Below are 16,140 nucleotides of genomic sequence, written 5' to 3' on the forward strand. Positions count from 1 at the left end.
TTATTTTTTCAACATTATACCAGACAAAACACGTCCGGACTTAGTACCCAGACGTCGGGCTGAGAAAAAGCGTTCATGTTGTTCGTAGGTACAAACACCCGATACCTCAATATTATCCGGTAACACTCCGGCTTCAGTCAATTGAATTCGATTAGCTTCCCATAAATCAATATGATGCTTCTGAGTATCTTCGTTCCAGGAAGAAATCTTCGTCATATCATATCCAATCTTAAGAAAAGCACTATAAACTTCTTCACCAACTTCAAAGGCATCAAAAGAAATACTTGGGCCAATTGCAGCTAAAACATCCTTCGCATCAGTATTATATGTATTATCCATAAAGTCGAGAGTCTGTTTAACAATTTTAGCAACAGTACCTCTCCATCCTGCATGAATTACAGCTATCGCCTTATTAACCGTATCATATAAAAGAACCGGAACACAGTCGGCTGTAGAAACACAAAGACAATAACCCGGTATGTTGGTAATTAAAGCATCCACACCATGAAGTCTGCGCTGTTGTTCTTCCAAAGATAAGCTCACATAGAAAGGATCAATTGCCCTGATTGTATTTCCATGAGTCTGAAATGGAATTACCAACTGCTGTGGTTGGATACCCACTTTAGAACATAACACTTCCTGATTACGTTTTACCTTCTCTGGATCATCACCCGAAAAAGGCGCACAATTAAATGACGCGAAAGTATCTTCGCTATAACCACCTTTACGTGTGGTTACAAAATGAGAAATATTGGGAATTGAACATAGTTGTTCAAAACCCAATATTACTTTATCTTCTGTTAATTCTGTCATGATTATTCCCAGTCTTCTTCTTCATAATCATCGAAGATTTCCTCTTCTTCATCCTCATCTTCATAAGAATACTCGAAGTCTTCGTCTTCACCCATTTCCTTTAATTCAGCCTGAAGTTTATTCACATCTTTAGGACGGTGAACAATACTTTCAATCTTGTTTCCCTCTTTGTTCAGTTCTTCCCAAAGAATATCCTTCAAGGCTGCTACACCAAGGCCAGTGATTGACGAGATAAACACATGCGGAATAGATTCCGGAAGCGTTTTTTCTATTTCATCCATCAGTTCCTGATCCAGCATATCACATTTAGTTATGGCAAGAACACGTTGTTTATCGAGCATCTCCGGATTAAAGGTAGAAAGCTCGTTGAGCAGAATTTCATATTCCTTCTTAATATCATCTGCATCAGCAGGAACCATAAAAAGCAAAAGAGAATTTCGCTCAATATGTCGAAGGAAGCGGAGTCCCAGTCCCTTACCTTCACTTGCACCTTCTATAATACCTGGAATGTCAGCCATCACAAAAGATTTCCCATCGCGATAAGAAACAATCCCCAGATTAGGTTCAAGTGTAGTAAACGGATAATTGGCAATTTTTGGCTTAGCCGCCGACACAACAGATAGTAGAGTAGATTTACCCGCGTTAGGGAAACCAACAAGACCAACATCCGCCAGCAACTTCAGCTCCATAATAATTGTAAGTTCCTGCATCGGTTCACCAGGCTGAGCAAAACGAGGAGCCTGACGAGTAGCTGTTTTAAAATGCCAGTTACCCTGACCGCCTCTACCACCTTTCAGTAACATAACCTCTTGTCCGTGTTCCGTTACATCACAGATATATTCGCCGGTTTCTGCATTATAAACTACAGTACCGCAAGGAACTTCAATATATTTATCCTCACCGTCTTTACCGAAACTACGTTGCTTACCACCCGATTCACCATGTCCGGCCATAATATGACGGTCATATCTCAGGTGAAGCAATGTCCAGTAATTACGATTACCACGCAATATAATATGACCTCCTCTTCCGCCGTCGCCTCCATCGGGTCCGCCGTTAGGGATATATTTTTCTCTACGCATGTGCGTAGAGCCCCTGCCTCCCTTACCGGAGCGGCAATAGATCTTAACGTAGTCAACAAAATTCGATTCAGCCATAATAATATATTCTTCTTAAATTATAATTTTTCAACAGCAGTAACAATATCACCAAAGATGCTTTCTAATGTGCCAAGACCTTTGATGTACTGATATTTACCTTCTTTTTTATAGTAATCTTTCAATGGAGAAGTCTGAGTATTGTAAACAACCAAACGTTTTTTGATAGTTTCCATGTTGTCATCCGCACGACCACATTCTTGTCCACGTTTAATCAGACGAGTAATTAATTCTTCTTCTGGTACGTCAAGATCAAGCATGATAGAAACATCTTGTCCTCTTTCATTAAGCATAACTTTCAAAGCTTCAGCCTGAGGAATAGTTCTTGGGAAACCATCAAAGATAACTCCTTTGCTTTCTTTCAAATTATCAAGTACACTAGCAAGGATATCAATAATCAAAGAATCCGGAACCAATTGTCCCTGATCGATATACCCTTTAGCAGTTTTACCAAGTTCTGTATTGTTTTTGATTTCTGCACGAAGTACATCTCCAGTAGAGATATGATTAACACCAAATTTCTTAATAATAAATTCACTTTGTGTTCCCTTACCAGAACCGGGAGCACCAAAAATAACAATGTTCAACATTTCTTTTACCTTATTTTATTTATAATTATTCTGCTAAAGTGTAGATATCAGGATAATTTCTGCCATATCCATCATAATCCAGACCGTATCCTACAATAAAATCATTAGGAATTCTCATTGCGCAATATTTAATATCCAGTTCCACCTGTAGTTTGTCAGGCTTCACAAGTAAAGTTGCAATATGAATAGCTTTAGGATTTCTTGTTCCAAGTGTTTCAAGTAAACGTTGCATGGTTAGACCAGTATCAACAATATCTTCCACAATAACCACAGTTTTACCCTGGATATCTTCTGATAAGCCAACGACTTCCTTGATAACTCCGGTAGAAGCAACACCTTCATAAGAAGCAAGCTTCACAAAAGTTACCTTGCTAGGGATATTGATTTGTTTCATTAAATCAGCAGTAAACATAAAAGATCCGTTAAGAACGCTAATAAAAATAGGGTTCTCGTCTTTCAGGTCACGACAAATTTCGTCAGCAACACGAGTAACTTCTTTTTGAATGCTCTCTTCGTTAATAGAAAGAGCAAATGTTTTATCTTTTATCTGAATTGTTTTCATAACAATTGTTTTATTATATAATTGAAAGCGCAAAAGTACTACTTTTTATGGAAAGGGATGCAAGAATATACCCTCTTTTTCCATAAGAGATTCCTGTGAAATCTAAAAGTAACTATTTTACTCCATGCATTAACTTCTGCAGCCATTTACACAACAAGAATAATATTACAGCGGAAATTCCCGACATTACAACAAATACCATAAAGAAATCGTATAAAGAAACCACCTCGAAGCCTAAGATAACTTTAGATTTGCCTGCCTCCGGATATAAGCCGCTAAGTATACCTGCAAGCTTATTTGCCGCTGCATTCGAAAGATACCAAACACCCATCATTAAAGAGGCAAAACGAACCGGAGTTAATCTGTTAACCATGGATAAGCCGATAGGAGACAATGCCATTTCACCCATTGTATGAATAAAATATAAACCTGTAAGCCAAAGCATACTTACTTTAACACCTGGTTGAAGGTCTTTTACGCCAATGGCTATAAATAAATATCCTAAAGAGAGGAGGAACAAACCTATTGCTTGCTTCGCAGGAGAAGATGGTTCCATTTTTCTCTTGCTCAGGAAACCCCAGATAAACGGCATCACAAAAGCCAAAGCTACAACAAAAAGAGGATTAAATGCCTGAAAATAAGAAGCGGGCATTTCCCATCCAAAAATAGAACGGTTTGTTTGTTCATCAGCAAAGAGAGTAAGCGAAGCACCAGCCTGTTCATAAGCAGCCCAGAAGAAGATTACAAAAAAGGCGATGATATAAATAACAATGATTCGTTCTCTTTCTATTCTTGTAAGTGAACTGTCGAAAAGGATGTATGCCGGGATCCCAATACATGCAGCAAAGATACCTGCACTAATATATTCAGCATCAAAAACCCATTTAAATATAGCAAACAGAATCACTGTAACTCCGGCAAAGAAAAGAGCTTTCTTTATTGCATCTTCCTTAGAGATAGTTAACTGTTCTTGTTTATCTTCATCCTTCTTATGGTTTTGCGCATCAGGTATAATACCAATTTGCTCTCCTGAAGGTGAGACAAGATATTTATTTTTCTGAGTTTCAAATACTATAATGGTAAACAACACACCGATGGCTGCTGCCAGGAATCCCCATTTAAAATCTTCCGGAGTACCAGTATCGCCAAAATATCCACAAACAAGCGGAGCAATAAACGCACCCACATTTATCCCCATATAGAAAATTGTATATGCTGCATCCAAACGACTGTCGTTAGGCTCATATAATTGTCCTACCAAAGTAGTAATAGTGGGTTTAAAGAAACCATTTCCAAAAATAAGAAATCCCAAGCCACCATACATCAGCCAGTGAGACATCTCAACCGAATTTAAGAACGAGGCACTCAGGAATAAAAGGAACTGACCAAGCCCCATCATCACAGCTCCCCAGAATACAGAACGTCTGATTCCCCAATATTTATCGGCAACATAACCACCAATCAGGGGAGTCAGGTAAACCAGACCTGTATAACTACCATAGATAGACGAAGCAAGAACTTTATCCATCAACAAGGCTTTAGTTAAAAACAAAATGAAAATTGCACGCATACCGTAGTAGCTGAAACGTTCAGCGGTACCTGTTGCAAAGATGAGGTAAAGACCTTTGGGATGCCCTTTAGATTGACTCATAAATATTATATTATTCTTTATTTTTATTAATTGGATGCAAAAGTAGTGATTTTACATTTAGTTTAAGGTGAAAGAGTTGAGTTTTTTGAGAGCTTTTAGTACTTTTGCGCGACTAATAAAAAATAAGCAATGAAAATATTTCCAAGCATACAGATTAAACAGTTAGATGCTTACACTATACAGAATGAGCCAATCTTGTCCATAGACCTTATGGAACGTGCTGCCGTAGCATTAACAGGTGCAATTATAAAATATTACAGTAAGGAAACTCCGGTTATTGTATTTGCTGGTCCGGGCAATAATGGTGGTGACGCACTTGCTGTTTCTCGTCTTTTGGCAGAACAGGGCTACAAAGTGAAAGCATACTTGTTTAATACCGGCGACCATATATCGGAAGATTGCGAGATAAATAAAGAACGTCTGTTGCAAAACTCAGATGTAGAATTCACAGAAATCACCAGTGCATTTGAGCCTCCTGTGTTGAGTGAAGATTGCCTGGTTATTGACGGACTTTTTGGTTCCGGACTCAAAAAAGCATTATCCGGAGGTTTTGCCGCAGTAGTAAAATACATTAACTCATCACCATCAAAGGTGGTTTCTATTGATCTACCATCCGGATTAATGTGCGAAGACAATACTTATAATATCAAGAATCATATAATTCGCGCCGAAAGAACGCTATCTTTACAATTACCTAAACTTTCTTTCTTTTTCGCTGAAAATGAAGATTATTTGGGTGAATGGGAACTTTTAGACATAAATTTAAGTCAGGAAGGAATTGAAAACAATTTTACATCATGGCATCTTACAGAAGAGAGTGATATTAAGAAACTGATTAAGCCACGCAAGCGTTTCGCTCACAAAGGAAACTACGGACATGCACTGCTAATTGCAGGATCGTATGGTATGGCTGGTGCTTCTGTACTAGCTGCTAAGGCTTGCCTGAAAACCGGTGTTGGTTTATTAACCGTTCATACACCTTTAAAGAACAACGACATACTTCAGACTGCAGTTCCCGAAGCAATGGCTCAGCATGATATGCACGAAAACTACTTCACCACGCCCGTATATCCAGATAGTTATACTTCAATAGCCATCGGTCCGGGATTAGGACAATCGGAAGAGACTGCTGCAGCCTTAATGGAACAAATAAAACTTTGTCAGGAGCCAATAGTGCTCGACGCCGATGCCCTGAATATTATTGCAGAACACCGTCAGATTCTGCCTTCTATTCCAAAAGGTTCCATACTCACTCCTCACCCTAAAGAGCTGGATCGCTTGGTGGGTAAATGCGAAAGCAGTTTTGCAAGGATGATTAAGGCACGTGATTTGGCAACAAATTGTAAAATCTACATCGTACTAAAAGGAGCATACACCATTGTTGTTACTCCCGAAGGTAACTGCTTCTTTAACCCAACCGGAAATCCGGGAATGGCAACAGCCGGCAGTGGTGATGTGCTGACAGGAGTTCTGCTCTCTTTATTATCGCAAGGCTACACATCCGAAGAAGCATGCAAACTGGGAGTTTATTTACACGGACTCGCAGGAGATATTGCTAAGGAAAAGCTGGGAGAAAGAGGATTAACATCGGGCGATATAGCCGATAATATTCCATTCGCATGGCTTAAATTAACCCAAAACACAGATAAGTAACGCAAATAAATATGTTCTTAGAGAATTTTTCTCTACATTTGTGGTTTAATATATAGGTAAAGTTAAAACAGAGATTTATATGAAAAAATCAATAGCATTATTGAGCCTTCTTCTTCTTTCTGCAAATACATTCGCGCAGACAGAAGTTACTAAATATGGAGGAAAGGATCAGGAGTATGGAGTTACATACACACTCCCTAAAAGTGTAATTGAAATAGAAGTCGAAACTGTAAAATCCACTTATATACCAGGCGAATTCTGCAAATATGCCGACCGCTATCTCAGATTATCAAACATTTCCGACACAAAAGAAGAGCATTGGGAAATAACTGACGTAAAAGCTAAAAGCATTGGCATTCCGGATGCCGAAAAGACTTACTTCATAAAGCTGAAAGATAAAACTCTGGCTCCTTTAATGGAATTGACAGAAAATGGTATTATTAAAACTATCAATCTTCCGTTGAGCCCAAAGGTTGCTCCGGTAAAAGAGGTACCTGTTGAAAAGAAGGCAAAACCAAATGCACGCGACTTTATGACGGAAGAAATCCTGATGGCTGGTTCCAGCGCAAAAGTTGCCGAACTTGTAGCTAAAGAAATCTATAAAGTTCGTGATAGTAAAAGTTCACTTCTTAGAGGTGAAGTAGAAAGTATGCCAAAGGACGGTGCTTCACTGAAACTAGTACTTGAGAAACTGGACGAACAAGAAAAGGCACTAACAGAACTCTTCTCGGGAACAGTAGAAAAAGAGACCAAGAGCTATAAGTTCACCATCGCTCCTACTCAAGACGTAAACAAAGCAATTGCATTCCGTTTCTCAAAGAAACTAGGAGTTCTTGGAGTAAACGACTTAGCAGGATCTCCTGTTTACTATACACTGACTAATTTAAAAACAGTTCCAGAAAAAACACCTGAAACAGGTAAGCCTAAAAAGATTGAAGGAGTTGTTTATAATGTGCCAGGCAAGGCTCATTTCTCAGTATTTACTTCACAAACTAATTTGTTCGACAGTGATTTCATGATTACTCAATTCGGCAGTACCGATACATTAATGAAGGAATTATTCGAGAAGAAATCTGTAGTGAAGGTTACATTCGATCCTTCTACCGGAGGTTTGATTAAAATAGATAGGGAGACTCTTAGCAAATAGAATATTAAATAGGATATTTATTTTGTGCCGGCATTCAAGTATATTTGGTTATACCTTAATGCCGGTTTTTGTTTAAAAAACAATCATAAAAAACACTGAAAAGAATAACATTGTAGAAAAGCACAATCAGCAACGTAGACATAGAATTATTATATGATTACTACCGTAAACCGGAAGCTGATGAAGAAGGAATTTATCTTTCTGCAGCAAAACTGCGGAATCTATTTAAAGCAAGACGGGGATTGCAATTAGTAAGAAGATGATCGTCAAGCTTGGAAGGAACTTAAAATCAGTTAATTACAAGTTTAGAACAGATAAAGAAACCACTCAATACAAGGTTATTTTAAAAGACTGGGGTGGAGAGGGTGGAGAGAAATAGTCCTTTTTTCGTTTCCAGAAATTATTTTTTGAAAATTCCGCAATTTGCAGAATTTTCAAAATTTAATTTTCAGAAAGCAAAAACACTCTTTTTTACCCCACCCTCTCCACCCCAGAAATTACTTTTGAGAAGAAAGAGGCTATAAATCAGCCTTTAATAAAGAGAGTTAAAGACATTAGCAATCAAACATAGTCTATTTAATAAATGTGACTAAACAAATTAGTAAAAACAAAACGAGACATCAGCCCAAACATGTACAAGATTGCTCCAAAACATGTACATGATTGGATTCAAACATGTACATGTTTACCAAAACCATTAACCAATAAAACATTAATAATCTGAAGCATACCATATAAATCCAAGGGGATTAACGATAACTTGAGTAGAGACACAAACGAAAAAGGCGGTGTTCATCCCATAGTGAAAAGTCGCGAACAGTTAGACACAATGTCACTTGCCGAATACATTGCCGGAAGCAATACATAGCAAAGATATGAAGTAGGACAAGCAAAAGCCAAAACCTTCAATGCAATAGAAAGAGCTTTAAGTAATGGTTATACTGTTTCCATTACCAATTATGGTTCTTTTCCACTTTCTACTCAATCCGTGAAGATTTTGATCCCGAAAAATCTCATCGTGCCGAGAGTCTTGAGGTTAAGAGTGTGAATTTTCAGGCTTCTACCAAGATGAAGAAGTGGATTGAGGTGGCTGGGTTTGAGAAGAGTGAGAGGTGAAACGCATAATCTTTAGCACCCAACAAAAACTGTTACAATAAAAAACATTAACTTGATAAAATAGCAGTAGTTGTCTTTGTTATTAATCAGCCAATAGATAAAATTTAGCTATAAAAGTCTAAATTTTATTGACGGAAATTATCTTCTAACAATATAAAATTTGATCTTTATAAGAAATAAATTCTGTTAAGATGAAATTTATCAATTATTCTGTATATAATTTATCTGCATATTTATTGAATGTATTATTACCAGAGGAGCTGAAGGAGCAGATATCCTTGTGGCTGAATTTGCAAAAAGACATCTACTGCAAATAATTAAGTATATGCCCGAATAGGAAAAATATAAACCATTGATTATTACACCACAAGAACAATAAATAAAAAAATATGATAAATATACTTTATATTCATGGCTATAATAGCAATAGTGAATCCGAAACGGCAAGGGTGCTTGCATCAGAATTAGGTTCGTACGCTACAGTGTATCATCCAACATTTGAGGGTGATCCCTATAATATAGAGAAACAGATTAATGAGTATATAAAGGCTCATCACATCAATCTGATTGTAGCTTCATCACTAGGCGGATTCTTTGCATTGCGTATGAATAGTTATTTCAAAATTGTGATTAACCCCTGTATGGAGCCACATAAATGTTTGAATCAATCCCCTTTTGTGGATAAATACAAAGAAATGGAAAAGATGTTATTCACACTCGTTGATTGTGAAGAACGAGCATCAACTTATGGTATTTTCTCCAGAGCCGATGAGCTATTCTCATACTACGATGTATTCTGTAAGCATTATATGAAACAACATACAATACAAATCAATGATCGACATCAAATTTCAGCTCGTAGTATTAAGAATGTATTGTTACCATTAATTCATCAGATATTCGAAGTGAATTTCCCTATTCTAAAGAAACAGTTGGAATGTACTCCATTTCCAGCAAATCTATATGGCGAAGAAGACCTAGAACAAGGTGTATGACTTTCAAAAGGCGATAATTTTATTGAATTGATTTGATATTTATATAACAGTAGTCCGTTCAGTCGTTTTTTACTGCTATTAATTAGTTTATCTTATCAATTATATTTTACTTTATGGAAAAGTTTCAAAACTATGTGAGTTAATTAAATATATACCTTTTTAAAACCTCTAAACTAATTATTATGAGTAACTTTTTTAACCGAATAGGTTTAGCTGATATGGAGAAAATGCATTCAGCTATAATTGGATGGATTTTTTCAGATGAAAATAAAGCTTTTACTAAAAAAGAAAAATCTTCAATACTTAATTCTCTTTTTTATCAAAAGAGTTCAGAAGAATCTTTAGTAGAATATAATGAAATAAATGTTCTTGTTGAAACTGATAATATTGATATCCTTTTTCTTCTGGAGGATGTTTCTGGAAACAAGAAGGTCATAATCGTAGAAAATAAGATAAAATCTTCTCAACACAGCGATCAACTTAAGAAATACCAAAGTATAGTGAAAAAAAAATATCCGGAGCATAATCAGAAGAGATATATATTTCTAACTTATTCAAACGAAGAGGCAAAATGTGATAATAAAGAAATAGATTCTGAGTCATGGACGGAAGTAACATACGATAAAATTCATGATAAATTAAGATCTGTTTTACAGCCAAAATTATATGCTGATGCAATTATCTTAGATGAATATCTAAAATCAATAGAATCTTTCATTACAATAAAAAATAAGTTTTTAAAAGATCACACATCGTTTACTTCTGTTTTTACAGATGCTTCAAAAAAGAAATCAGTTAAACAAAATGAAGAAAAAGATAGTGATGATGCAAAATTTATTTCAGAAAATCAGTTGGAAACAATACTCCAAAAAATGCTAATCCAAGATATTGCTAAAAATGTAAGTTTTGGGACGCATAAATTTAATATAAGTGAAACACATGGAAAAGCACAAATCTCTATATTCTTAGGTTCCAATTTGGATAGCACTGACTCTGAAAATGAAAAAATCTATTTTGATTTTTCATTTCAAGATGGATCATTTAAAATAGCTATTTCAAAGAATTACTCTGGTAGTGAAGAAGAACAAAGACAAGGATTTAAAATTATTGAAAATAACTGGAAGCCTATAATGGAAAAATATTATAAAGAATTTAATTATAAACGATTTAACAACTCTAAAGGAAAGAAGCCTCGAATCTCCATATCACAAAAGATTGAGAGTGAATGGTATAAACTTAAAAAGGAAAAACTAATTGACCTATTCCAAGAAAAATTTGATGAAGCAATTGAGATTAAAAAGGAATTAGAAAATAGATACAATAAAGAACGTATACAAAAACAAATTATGCCAGATTCTGGGTTAGCCATAAGTATTGCATGTAATAACCTTCAAGAGAATTAAGGTCTTTAACTATGTATTTATCGCACTAAATATAAACTTACAATTCCGTCTGAGCCACATTTAAAATTGAGGAGGGCAATAAGTTTCATGATGAATGAAAAGATAGTACATGCTATAAACTAGCATAAACGCGAAAAAGAGGAAATGAAACAACTTCATTTCCTCTTTTTACATTTCAAAGCTCTTATATTTTATTTAAAGAGCCGTTTTATATTTTATAAACCCATTGGTATACAACTGAGATATATACGTGGTAATGCGATACTCATAATTTTCTTCATAATTAAAATGTTCCGCTAGTTGCTCCGTAATCTCTCTTACTGTACGATTTCCATCTATCAAACTCCATACCGCCGTACCATGCTCTTCGAGCTTTACATGAAGATTGGCCGACTTTCCGCATGGAGCAAAAACTTTCTGCATAAACTTATTACGAAAGCGAGGAAATACAATCACAAACAAATCGTCTTCCTTTTCCGTCGTAACATGTTCGCTGATATACGGAATTACATCAAATAGGTTTACTTGTTCTTTTTTCTTCATAAATTATTCTTTGATAGAATCGGCTTTCTTAAGTGGTACACGAACAAAGAAGTAACCGATTACCAACATAATAACCAAACCAACTACGTAGTTAGGACTAGCAAATGGAAGCATATCAGCGAAGAAGATGTTGAACATTGCAAAAATGGCAACTACCAACCCCATCAATGCTTCGCCGGCAATCAATCCGGAAGCAAGAAGCACCCCGGTATTTTCCACGGTAGCCAGCTGACCAACACTGTATTTGCGACGTGCTACATATAGATCGAGAACTCCTTTAATCAAGCCACCCACAAAAATAGCAAATACTGTGTTAAATGGAAGATACATTCCCACAAAAATTAGCATCGGACTTGTAATTCCCATTAAAATAAATGCTACTGCCATAACCATTCCGGCAATAATAAGTACCCAAGCCATTTGTCCGCCAATAATTCCTTGTGAAAGAGCTGCCATTAAACCAGCCTGTGGAGCAGAAAGGTTCTTGCTTCCGAAACCACCTTCGTAACCTTGCTGAAGTCCCATATTGATATCTCCCTGATTAAGGATAATCAAAACGCCGAACATTACAAAACCGGCAATAACAACACCAATCAAGTCGCCTACCTGCATTTTCCATGGTGTACCGCCAAGGATGTGTCCTGCCTTTAAGTCCTGGAACATTTCACCACCTACGGCCGCTGCCACACAAACAATGGCTGCAATTCCCAATACTGCTGCAACACCACCATTGTGAGAATCTACACCACAAGCTACAAGAATCAATGCTGTAACAACTAAAGCAGTAAGAGTCAATCCACTGATAGGGTTATTACTTGAACCGATGATACCAACCAAGTAACCAGAAACTGCTGCAAAGAAGAATGCAAGCACTATCATTATGGTTGAAGCAACAATGGCTACAAGGATACTTGTGTTGAAGATGAAATATGTAATTACGAATGTAGCGATGGCAGCAAAACAAATACCTAAAAGAATCCATGATGATTTAAGGTCTTTTTCAGTACGTTCTACATCAGATGCACTTCCCTGAGTTGCACGTTTCAAATCCTTTACAGAACGTTTCAATCCTGTTCCAAGACTTCCACGCATTCTGTACAAAGTAAAACATGCTGCAACCAACATACCACCGATAGCAATAATACGAACTACTTCTTTCCAAACTACATTTGCCGCATTCATCCATGCATCAGGAGAATCAACCGGCAAAGCTGCATTTTGAGGAAGAGATCCTACAAAAGAAGAGCCTAGTACGGTAAGCAACATAGGAACCATTAATCCCCATGCCATTACTGAACCACTAAAGTTGAGCGCTGAAAGGCGTGGACCGATAATGTAACCTACACCTAAATATGCAGGGCTGATAGATGGTCCGCCAGCAAGGAAACCTCCATCGAGTGTTTTGCCACCGGCAAACTTAGCGATAGATGATTTAAAGAAGGTAGTCCATTCTGTTGCAAAAAGGCGAAGATCACCGGCTATTTTAACAACAGCACCAACAATCATTGCAGAGAATAAATATTTTGAACCACCGGAACCGCTACGGCCACTTTTGTGAATTTCGGCTGCTGCCACACTTTCTGGGAAAGGAAGTTCTTTATCTTCCACCATTACCCTGCGAAGTAAAGCTACGAAGAGCACACCAAGAATACCACCGGTGATAAGAATCAATGAAGCAATAAAGTAACTGCCTATTGAACTGAATTGTTCGCCACTCCACACACCGGAAATATAAAATGCCGGTAAAGTAAAGATTGCACCTGCTGCAACCGACTCGCCAATGGAACCTACGGTACGGGTTATGTTTTCTTCCAGGATTGTTCCTTTAAAGAAACGCAAAATTGCCATACCAATTACTGCTGCCGGGTAAGTAGCAGCAATTGTCATACCGGCTTTAAGGCCAAGATAAGCATTCGCTGCTCCCAAAATAACGGCCAGTACCAAACCGATGAGCACTGCTCTACCGGTAAATTCTCTCATGCTTGCATTCGCCGAAACGAAAGGCACGAACTTTTTTTCATCCGCCATATTCTGCTTTTGTGATTAAATTGTATAATAAATTAAACTTATTTTTCTGTCCATAATTCACAAAGATACAACTTATACCTTTTTTAGCAATTAATACTTTCGTTTTTTATTTAATTAATATACAGGAGTAATCAACAAAAAAAAATCCTGCCCGAATAGTTTCGGACAGGATTCTGTCAATGCTATAATCTGTTAATTGATTACTTAGCTAATTTACCAGCTGAACCAAGAACATTTTCTAGTTTCAGTTTATAAAGAGCTTTCAAAGTATCACGAGCAGGACCAAGATATTTACGTGGGTCGAATTCTCCTGGTTGTTCTACGAATACTTTACGTACTGCAGCTGTCATTGCCAAACGACCATCAGAGTCGATGTTGATCTTACATACAGCAGAAGAAGCAGCTTTACGAAGTTGTTCTTCTGGAATACCGATAGAGTCAACTAACTTACCTCCGTATTGGTTGATTTGAGCAACCAAATCCTGAGGAACTGAAGAAGAACCGTGAAGAACGATTGGGAATCCAGGGATTTCTTTTTCAATTTCTTCAAGGATATCGAAACGCAATGGAGGTGGGATCAAGATACCATTAGCATCACGAGTACATTGAGCTGGAGTAAACTTGTTTGCTCCGTGAGAAGTACCGATTGAAATAGCTAATGAATCAACACCTGTGCGAGATACGAAATCTACAACTTCAGATGGTTGAGTATATGTATGGTGTTCTGCAACAACATCATCTTCAACACCTGCCAATACACCAAGTTCACCTTCAACTGTTACATCAAATTGGTGAGCGTATTCAACAACTTTCTTAGTTAATGCAATATTTTCTTCGTATGGGAAATGAGATCCGTCAATCATTACTGAAGAGAATCCCATATCGATACAAGACTTACAAAGTTCAAAAGAATCTCCATGGTCTAAGTGAAGAACGATTTCAGGATTTTCACAACCTAATTCCTTTGCATATTCCACAGCTCCCTGAGCCATGTAACGAAGTAAAGTCTGATTTGCATATTTACGAGCGCCACTTGAAACCTGAAGGATAACAGGAGATTTTGTTTCTACTGCAGCCTGAATAATAGCTTGCATTTGCTCCATGTTATTGAAGTTAAACGCTGCAATGGCATACTTTCCAGCGATAGCTCTCTTAAACATATCTTTTGTGTTTACGAGGCCTAAATCTTTGTAATTAACCATGTTTTTTTAATATTTATTGTTAGTGAATTAAAATTCTTCGCAAAATTAAAAAGAATAGTTTGAATAAAAATGTTCTGCGAAAGATTTTATCTTATAAAACGTTATATTTCATTACTAATGACACTTTTTCCCTATGAATAAATATCATATTGTAATCTCTATATGGCAATAAAAACAAAAAGGGCAAATTTTAGTTCAACTGAATCTGTTCCTTTAATATTTATTGAGCAATCAAAATTCTTTTTTTATTTAACCTCTTTAAGAAAGTAAATAATAGTTGGCAAGTGATCGCTATAACCATTTAGCCATACACTACCTCCAAAGGTTCTTTTGGGCGAGCCTTTATAATTACCTTCTTGCTGAATCATGAAATCACGATAGAATATCTCATTTTTACAGAATTTCAATGTGCTTCTGTCATCACCTAGCAAGTTGGATGATACTACAATCTGATCGAAAAGATTCCACTTTCCCCTGTAGGTTAGTGTTCCCATTCCTTTTACCTGCAAAGTATTCCACCATGGATTATACAATCCACCTACTTCTACGTCTGCAATTTCTCTGTGTGCACCTAAGGCTTTGCTCATACTTTGATCCATTGGGTCGTCATTCATATCTCCCATAATAACAATCTTTAAAGCTGGATTTTCTCGAAGCAAAGAGTCTTTAATGGCACGAACTTGCTTGCCAGCCAATATGCGGGCTGGAGAATCGGCTCCACGTGATGGCCAGTGATTAACAATCACAGTAACATTTTCGTCGGCCATTACTCCGTTTACAACCAAGAACCCACGTGTTTTATGAACTGTATCATCAGGATTTACATAAGGGAGAAGCTTGCTTGTTTTAACGTTAAACAAAGCAGGATTGTACAAAAGCGCACAATCAATGCCACGTTGATCTGGCCCTTCATAATGAATAAACTGATAACCAGTAGAAGCAAGTGCCGGTTGTTTAATCAAATCTTCGAGCACATGTCTATTTTCTACCTCGGCCAATCCGATAAAAGCCGGACCTTCGGGTTGTTTATCACGTGCCAGCATGCCAAGCACTTCTGACATATTCTTTAGCTTGGATACATATTTGGTTGAATCCCAATTGTTTTTGCCTTCGGGTAGATATTCATAATCATCTTTACCCTGATCATGGGTGTAATCAAATAAGTTTTCCATGTTATAAAAAGCTACGCTATAAAGCGCATACTTCTTTTTCTCCTGTGCATTAACTGATAAGGAAATAAGAAGAATTAAATTCAATGCTATCAGCAGTTTCTTCATATT

13 protein-coding genes are annotated in these 16,140 nt (G+C 36.9%); 4 read left to right on the forward strand and 9 right to left on the reverse strand.

Annotated features, from left to right (window positions below; all coding sequences use genetic code 11):
* The 5 genes from pgeF to BUC21_RS12600 all read right to left on the reverse strand — a co-directional run bounded on the left by pgeF (window position 1) and on the right by BUC21_RS12600 (window position 4,773).
* Entirely contained in the window at window positions 1–813 is an 813-nt protein-coding gene (gene pgeF / locus BUC21_RS12580) for a peptidoglycan editing factor PgeF (protein ID WP_073402956.1), read from the reverse strand.
* A 2-nt stretch (window positions 814–815) separates the two neighbouring features.
* On the reverse strand, window positions 816–1,970 hold the full coding sequence (gene obgE, locus BUC21_RS12585; RefSeq protein ID WP_073402958.1) for a GTPase ObgE: 1,155 nt from the start codon (window positions 1,968–1,970) through the stop codon (window positions 816–818).
* Between the two features lie 20 nt (window positions 1,971–1,990).
* Complete coding sequence (locus tag BUC21_RS12590) at window positions 1,991–2,560, reverse strand: adenylate kinase (protein WP_073402960.1); 570 nt, start codon at window positions 2,558–2,560, stop codon at window positions 1,991–1,993.
* A 25-nt stretch (window positions 2,561–2,585) separates the two neighbouring features.
* A complete protein-coding gene (hpt, locus tag BUC21_RS12595) occupies window positions 2,586–3,122 on the reverse strand; it encodes a hypoxanthine phosphoribosyltransferase (protein ID WP_073402962.1) in 537 nt (178 codons plus the stop codon).
* 112 nt (window positions 3,123–3,234) lie between these two features.
* Entirely contained in the window at window positions 3,235–4,773 is a 1,539-nt protein-coding gene (locus BUC21_RS12600) for a peptide MFS transporter (protein WP_073402964.1), read from the reverse strand.
* 129 nt (window positions 4,774–4,902) lie between these two features.
* Between BUC21_RS12600 and BUC21_RS12605 the strand changes: the two genes are divergently transcribed.
* From BUC21_RS12605 to BUC21_RS12620, 4 genes are all read left to right on the forward strand, one after another.
* Window positions 4,903–6,426, forward strand: a complete 1,524-nt coding sequence (locus BUC21_RS12605) for a bifunctional ADP-dependent NAD(P)H-hydrate dehydratase/NAD(P)H-hydrate epimerase (protein ID WP_073402966.1) — start codon at window positions 4,903–4,905, stop codon at window positions 6,424–6,426.
* A 79-nt stretch (window positions 6,427–6,505) separates the two neighbouring features.
* Window positions 6,506–7,573: a DUF4831 family protein gene (locus tag BUC21_RS12610; protein ID WP_073402968.1), complete on the forward strand. Its 1,068-nt coding sequence runs from the start codon at window positions 6,506–6,508 to the stop codon at window positions 7,571–7,573.
* Window positions 7,574–9,078: 1,505 nt separating this feature from the next.
* Window positions 9,079–9,684 carry a YqiA/YcfP family alpha/beta fold hydrolase gene (locus BUC21_RS12615; RefSeq protein ID WP_073402970.1) on the forward strand — a complete coding sequence of 202 codons (606 nt, stop codon included), beginning with the start codon at window positions 9,079–9,081 and terminating at the stop codon, window positions 9,682–9,684.
* Between the two features lie 182 nt (window positions 9,685–9,866).
* Window positions 9,867–11,087: a PD-(D/E)XK nuclease family protein gene (locus BUC21_RS12620; RefSeq protein ID WP_073402972.1), complete on the forward strand. Its 1,221-nt coding sequence runs from the start codon at window positions 9,867–9,869 to the stop codon at window positions 11,085–11,087.
* 195 nt (window positions 11,088–11,282) lie between these two features.
* Here the strand turns inward: BUC21_RS12620 and BUC21_RS12625 are convergent, their stop codons facing one another.
* The 4 genes from BUC21_RS12625 to BUC21_RS12640 form a co-directional block, all read right to left on the reverse strand.
* Window positions 11,283–11,630 carry a PqqD family protein gene (locus tag BUC21_RS12625; RefSeq protein ID WP_073402974.1) on the reverse strand — a complete coding sequence of 116 codons (348 nt, stop codon included), beginning with the start codon at window positions 11,628–11,630 and terminating at the stop codon, window positions 11,283–11,285.
* A 3-nt stretch (window positions 11,631–11,633) separates the two neighbouring features.
* Window positions 11,634–13,658: an OPT family oligopeptide transporter gene (locus BUC21_RS12630; RefSeq protein WP_073402976.1), complete on the reverse strand. Its 2,025-nt coding sequence runs from the start codon at window positions 13,656–13,658 to the stop codon at window positions 11,634–11,636.
* A gap of 200 nt (window positions 13,659–13,858) precedes the next feature.
* The gene (locus BUC21_RS12635; protein ID WP_073402978.1) at window positions 13,859–14,860 is read right to left on the reverse strand and encodes a class II fructose-bisphosphate aldolase; all 1,002 of its coding nucleotides are present in this window, start codon (window positions 14,858–14,860) and stop codon (window positions 13,859–13,861) included.
* Between the two features lie 245 nt (window positions 14,861–15,105).
* Window positions 15,106–16,137, reverse strand: coding sequence for an endonuclease/exonuclease/phosphatase family protein (locus BUC21_RS12640; RefSeq protein WP_073403082.1), 1,032 nt, complete (start codon window positions 16,135–16,137; stop codon window positions 15,106–15,108).
* Window positions 16,138–16,140: the final 3 nt, after the last annotated feature.

This window comes from Bacteroides luti (genome assembly GCF_900128905.1).
Lineage (GTDB): Bacteria > Bacteroidota > Bacteroidia > Bacteroidales > Bacteroidaceae > Bacteroides > Bacteroides luti.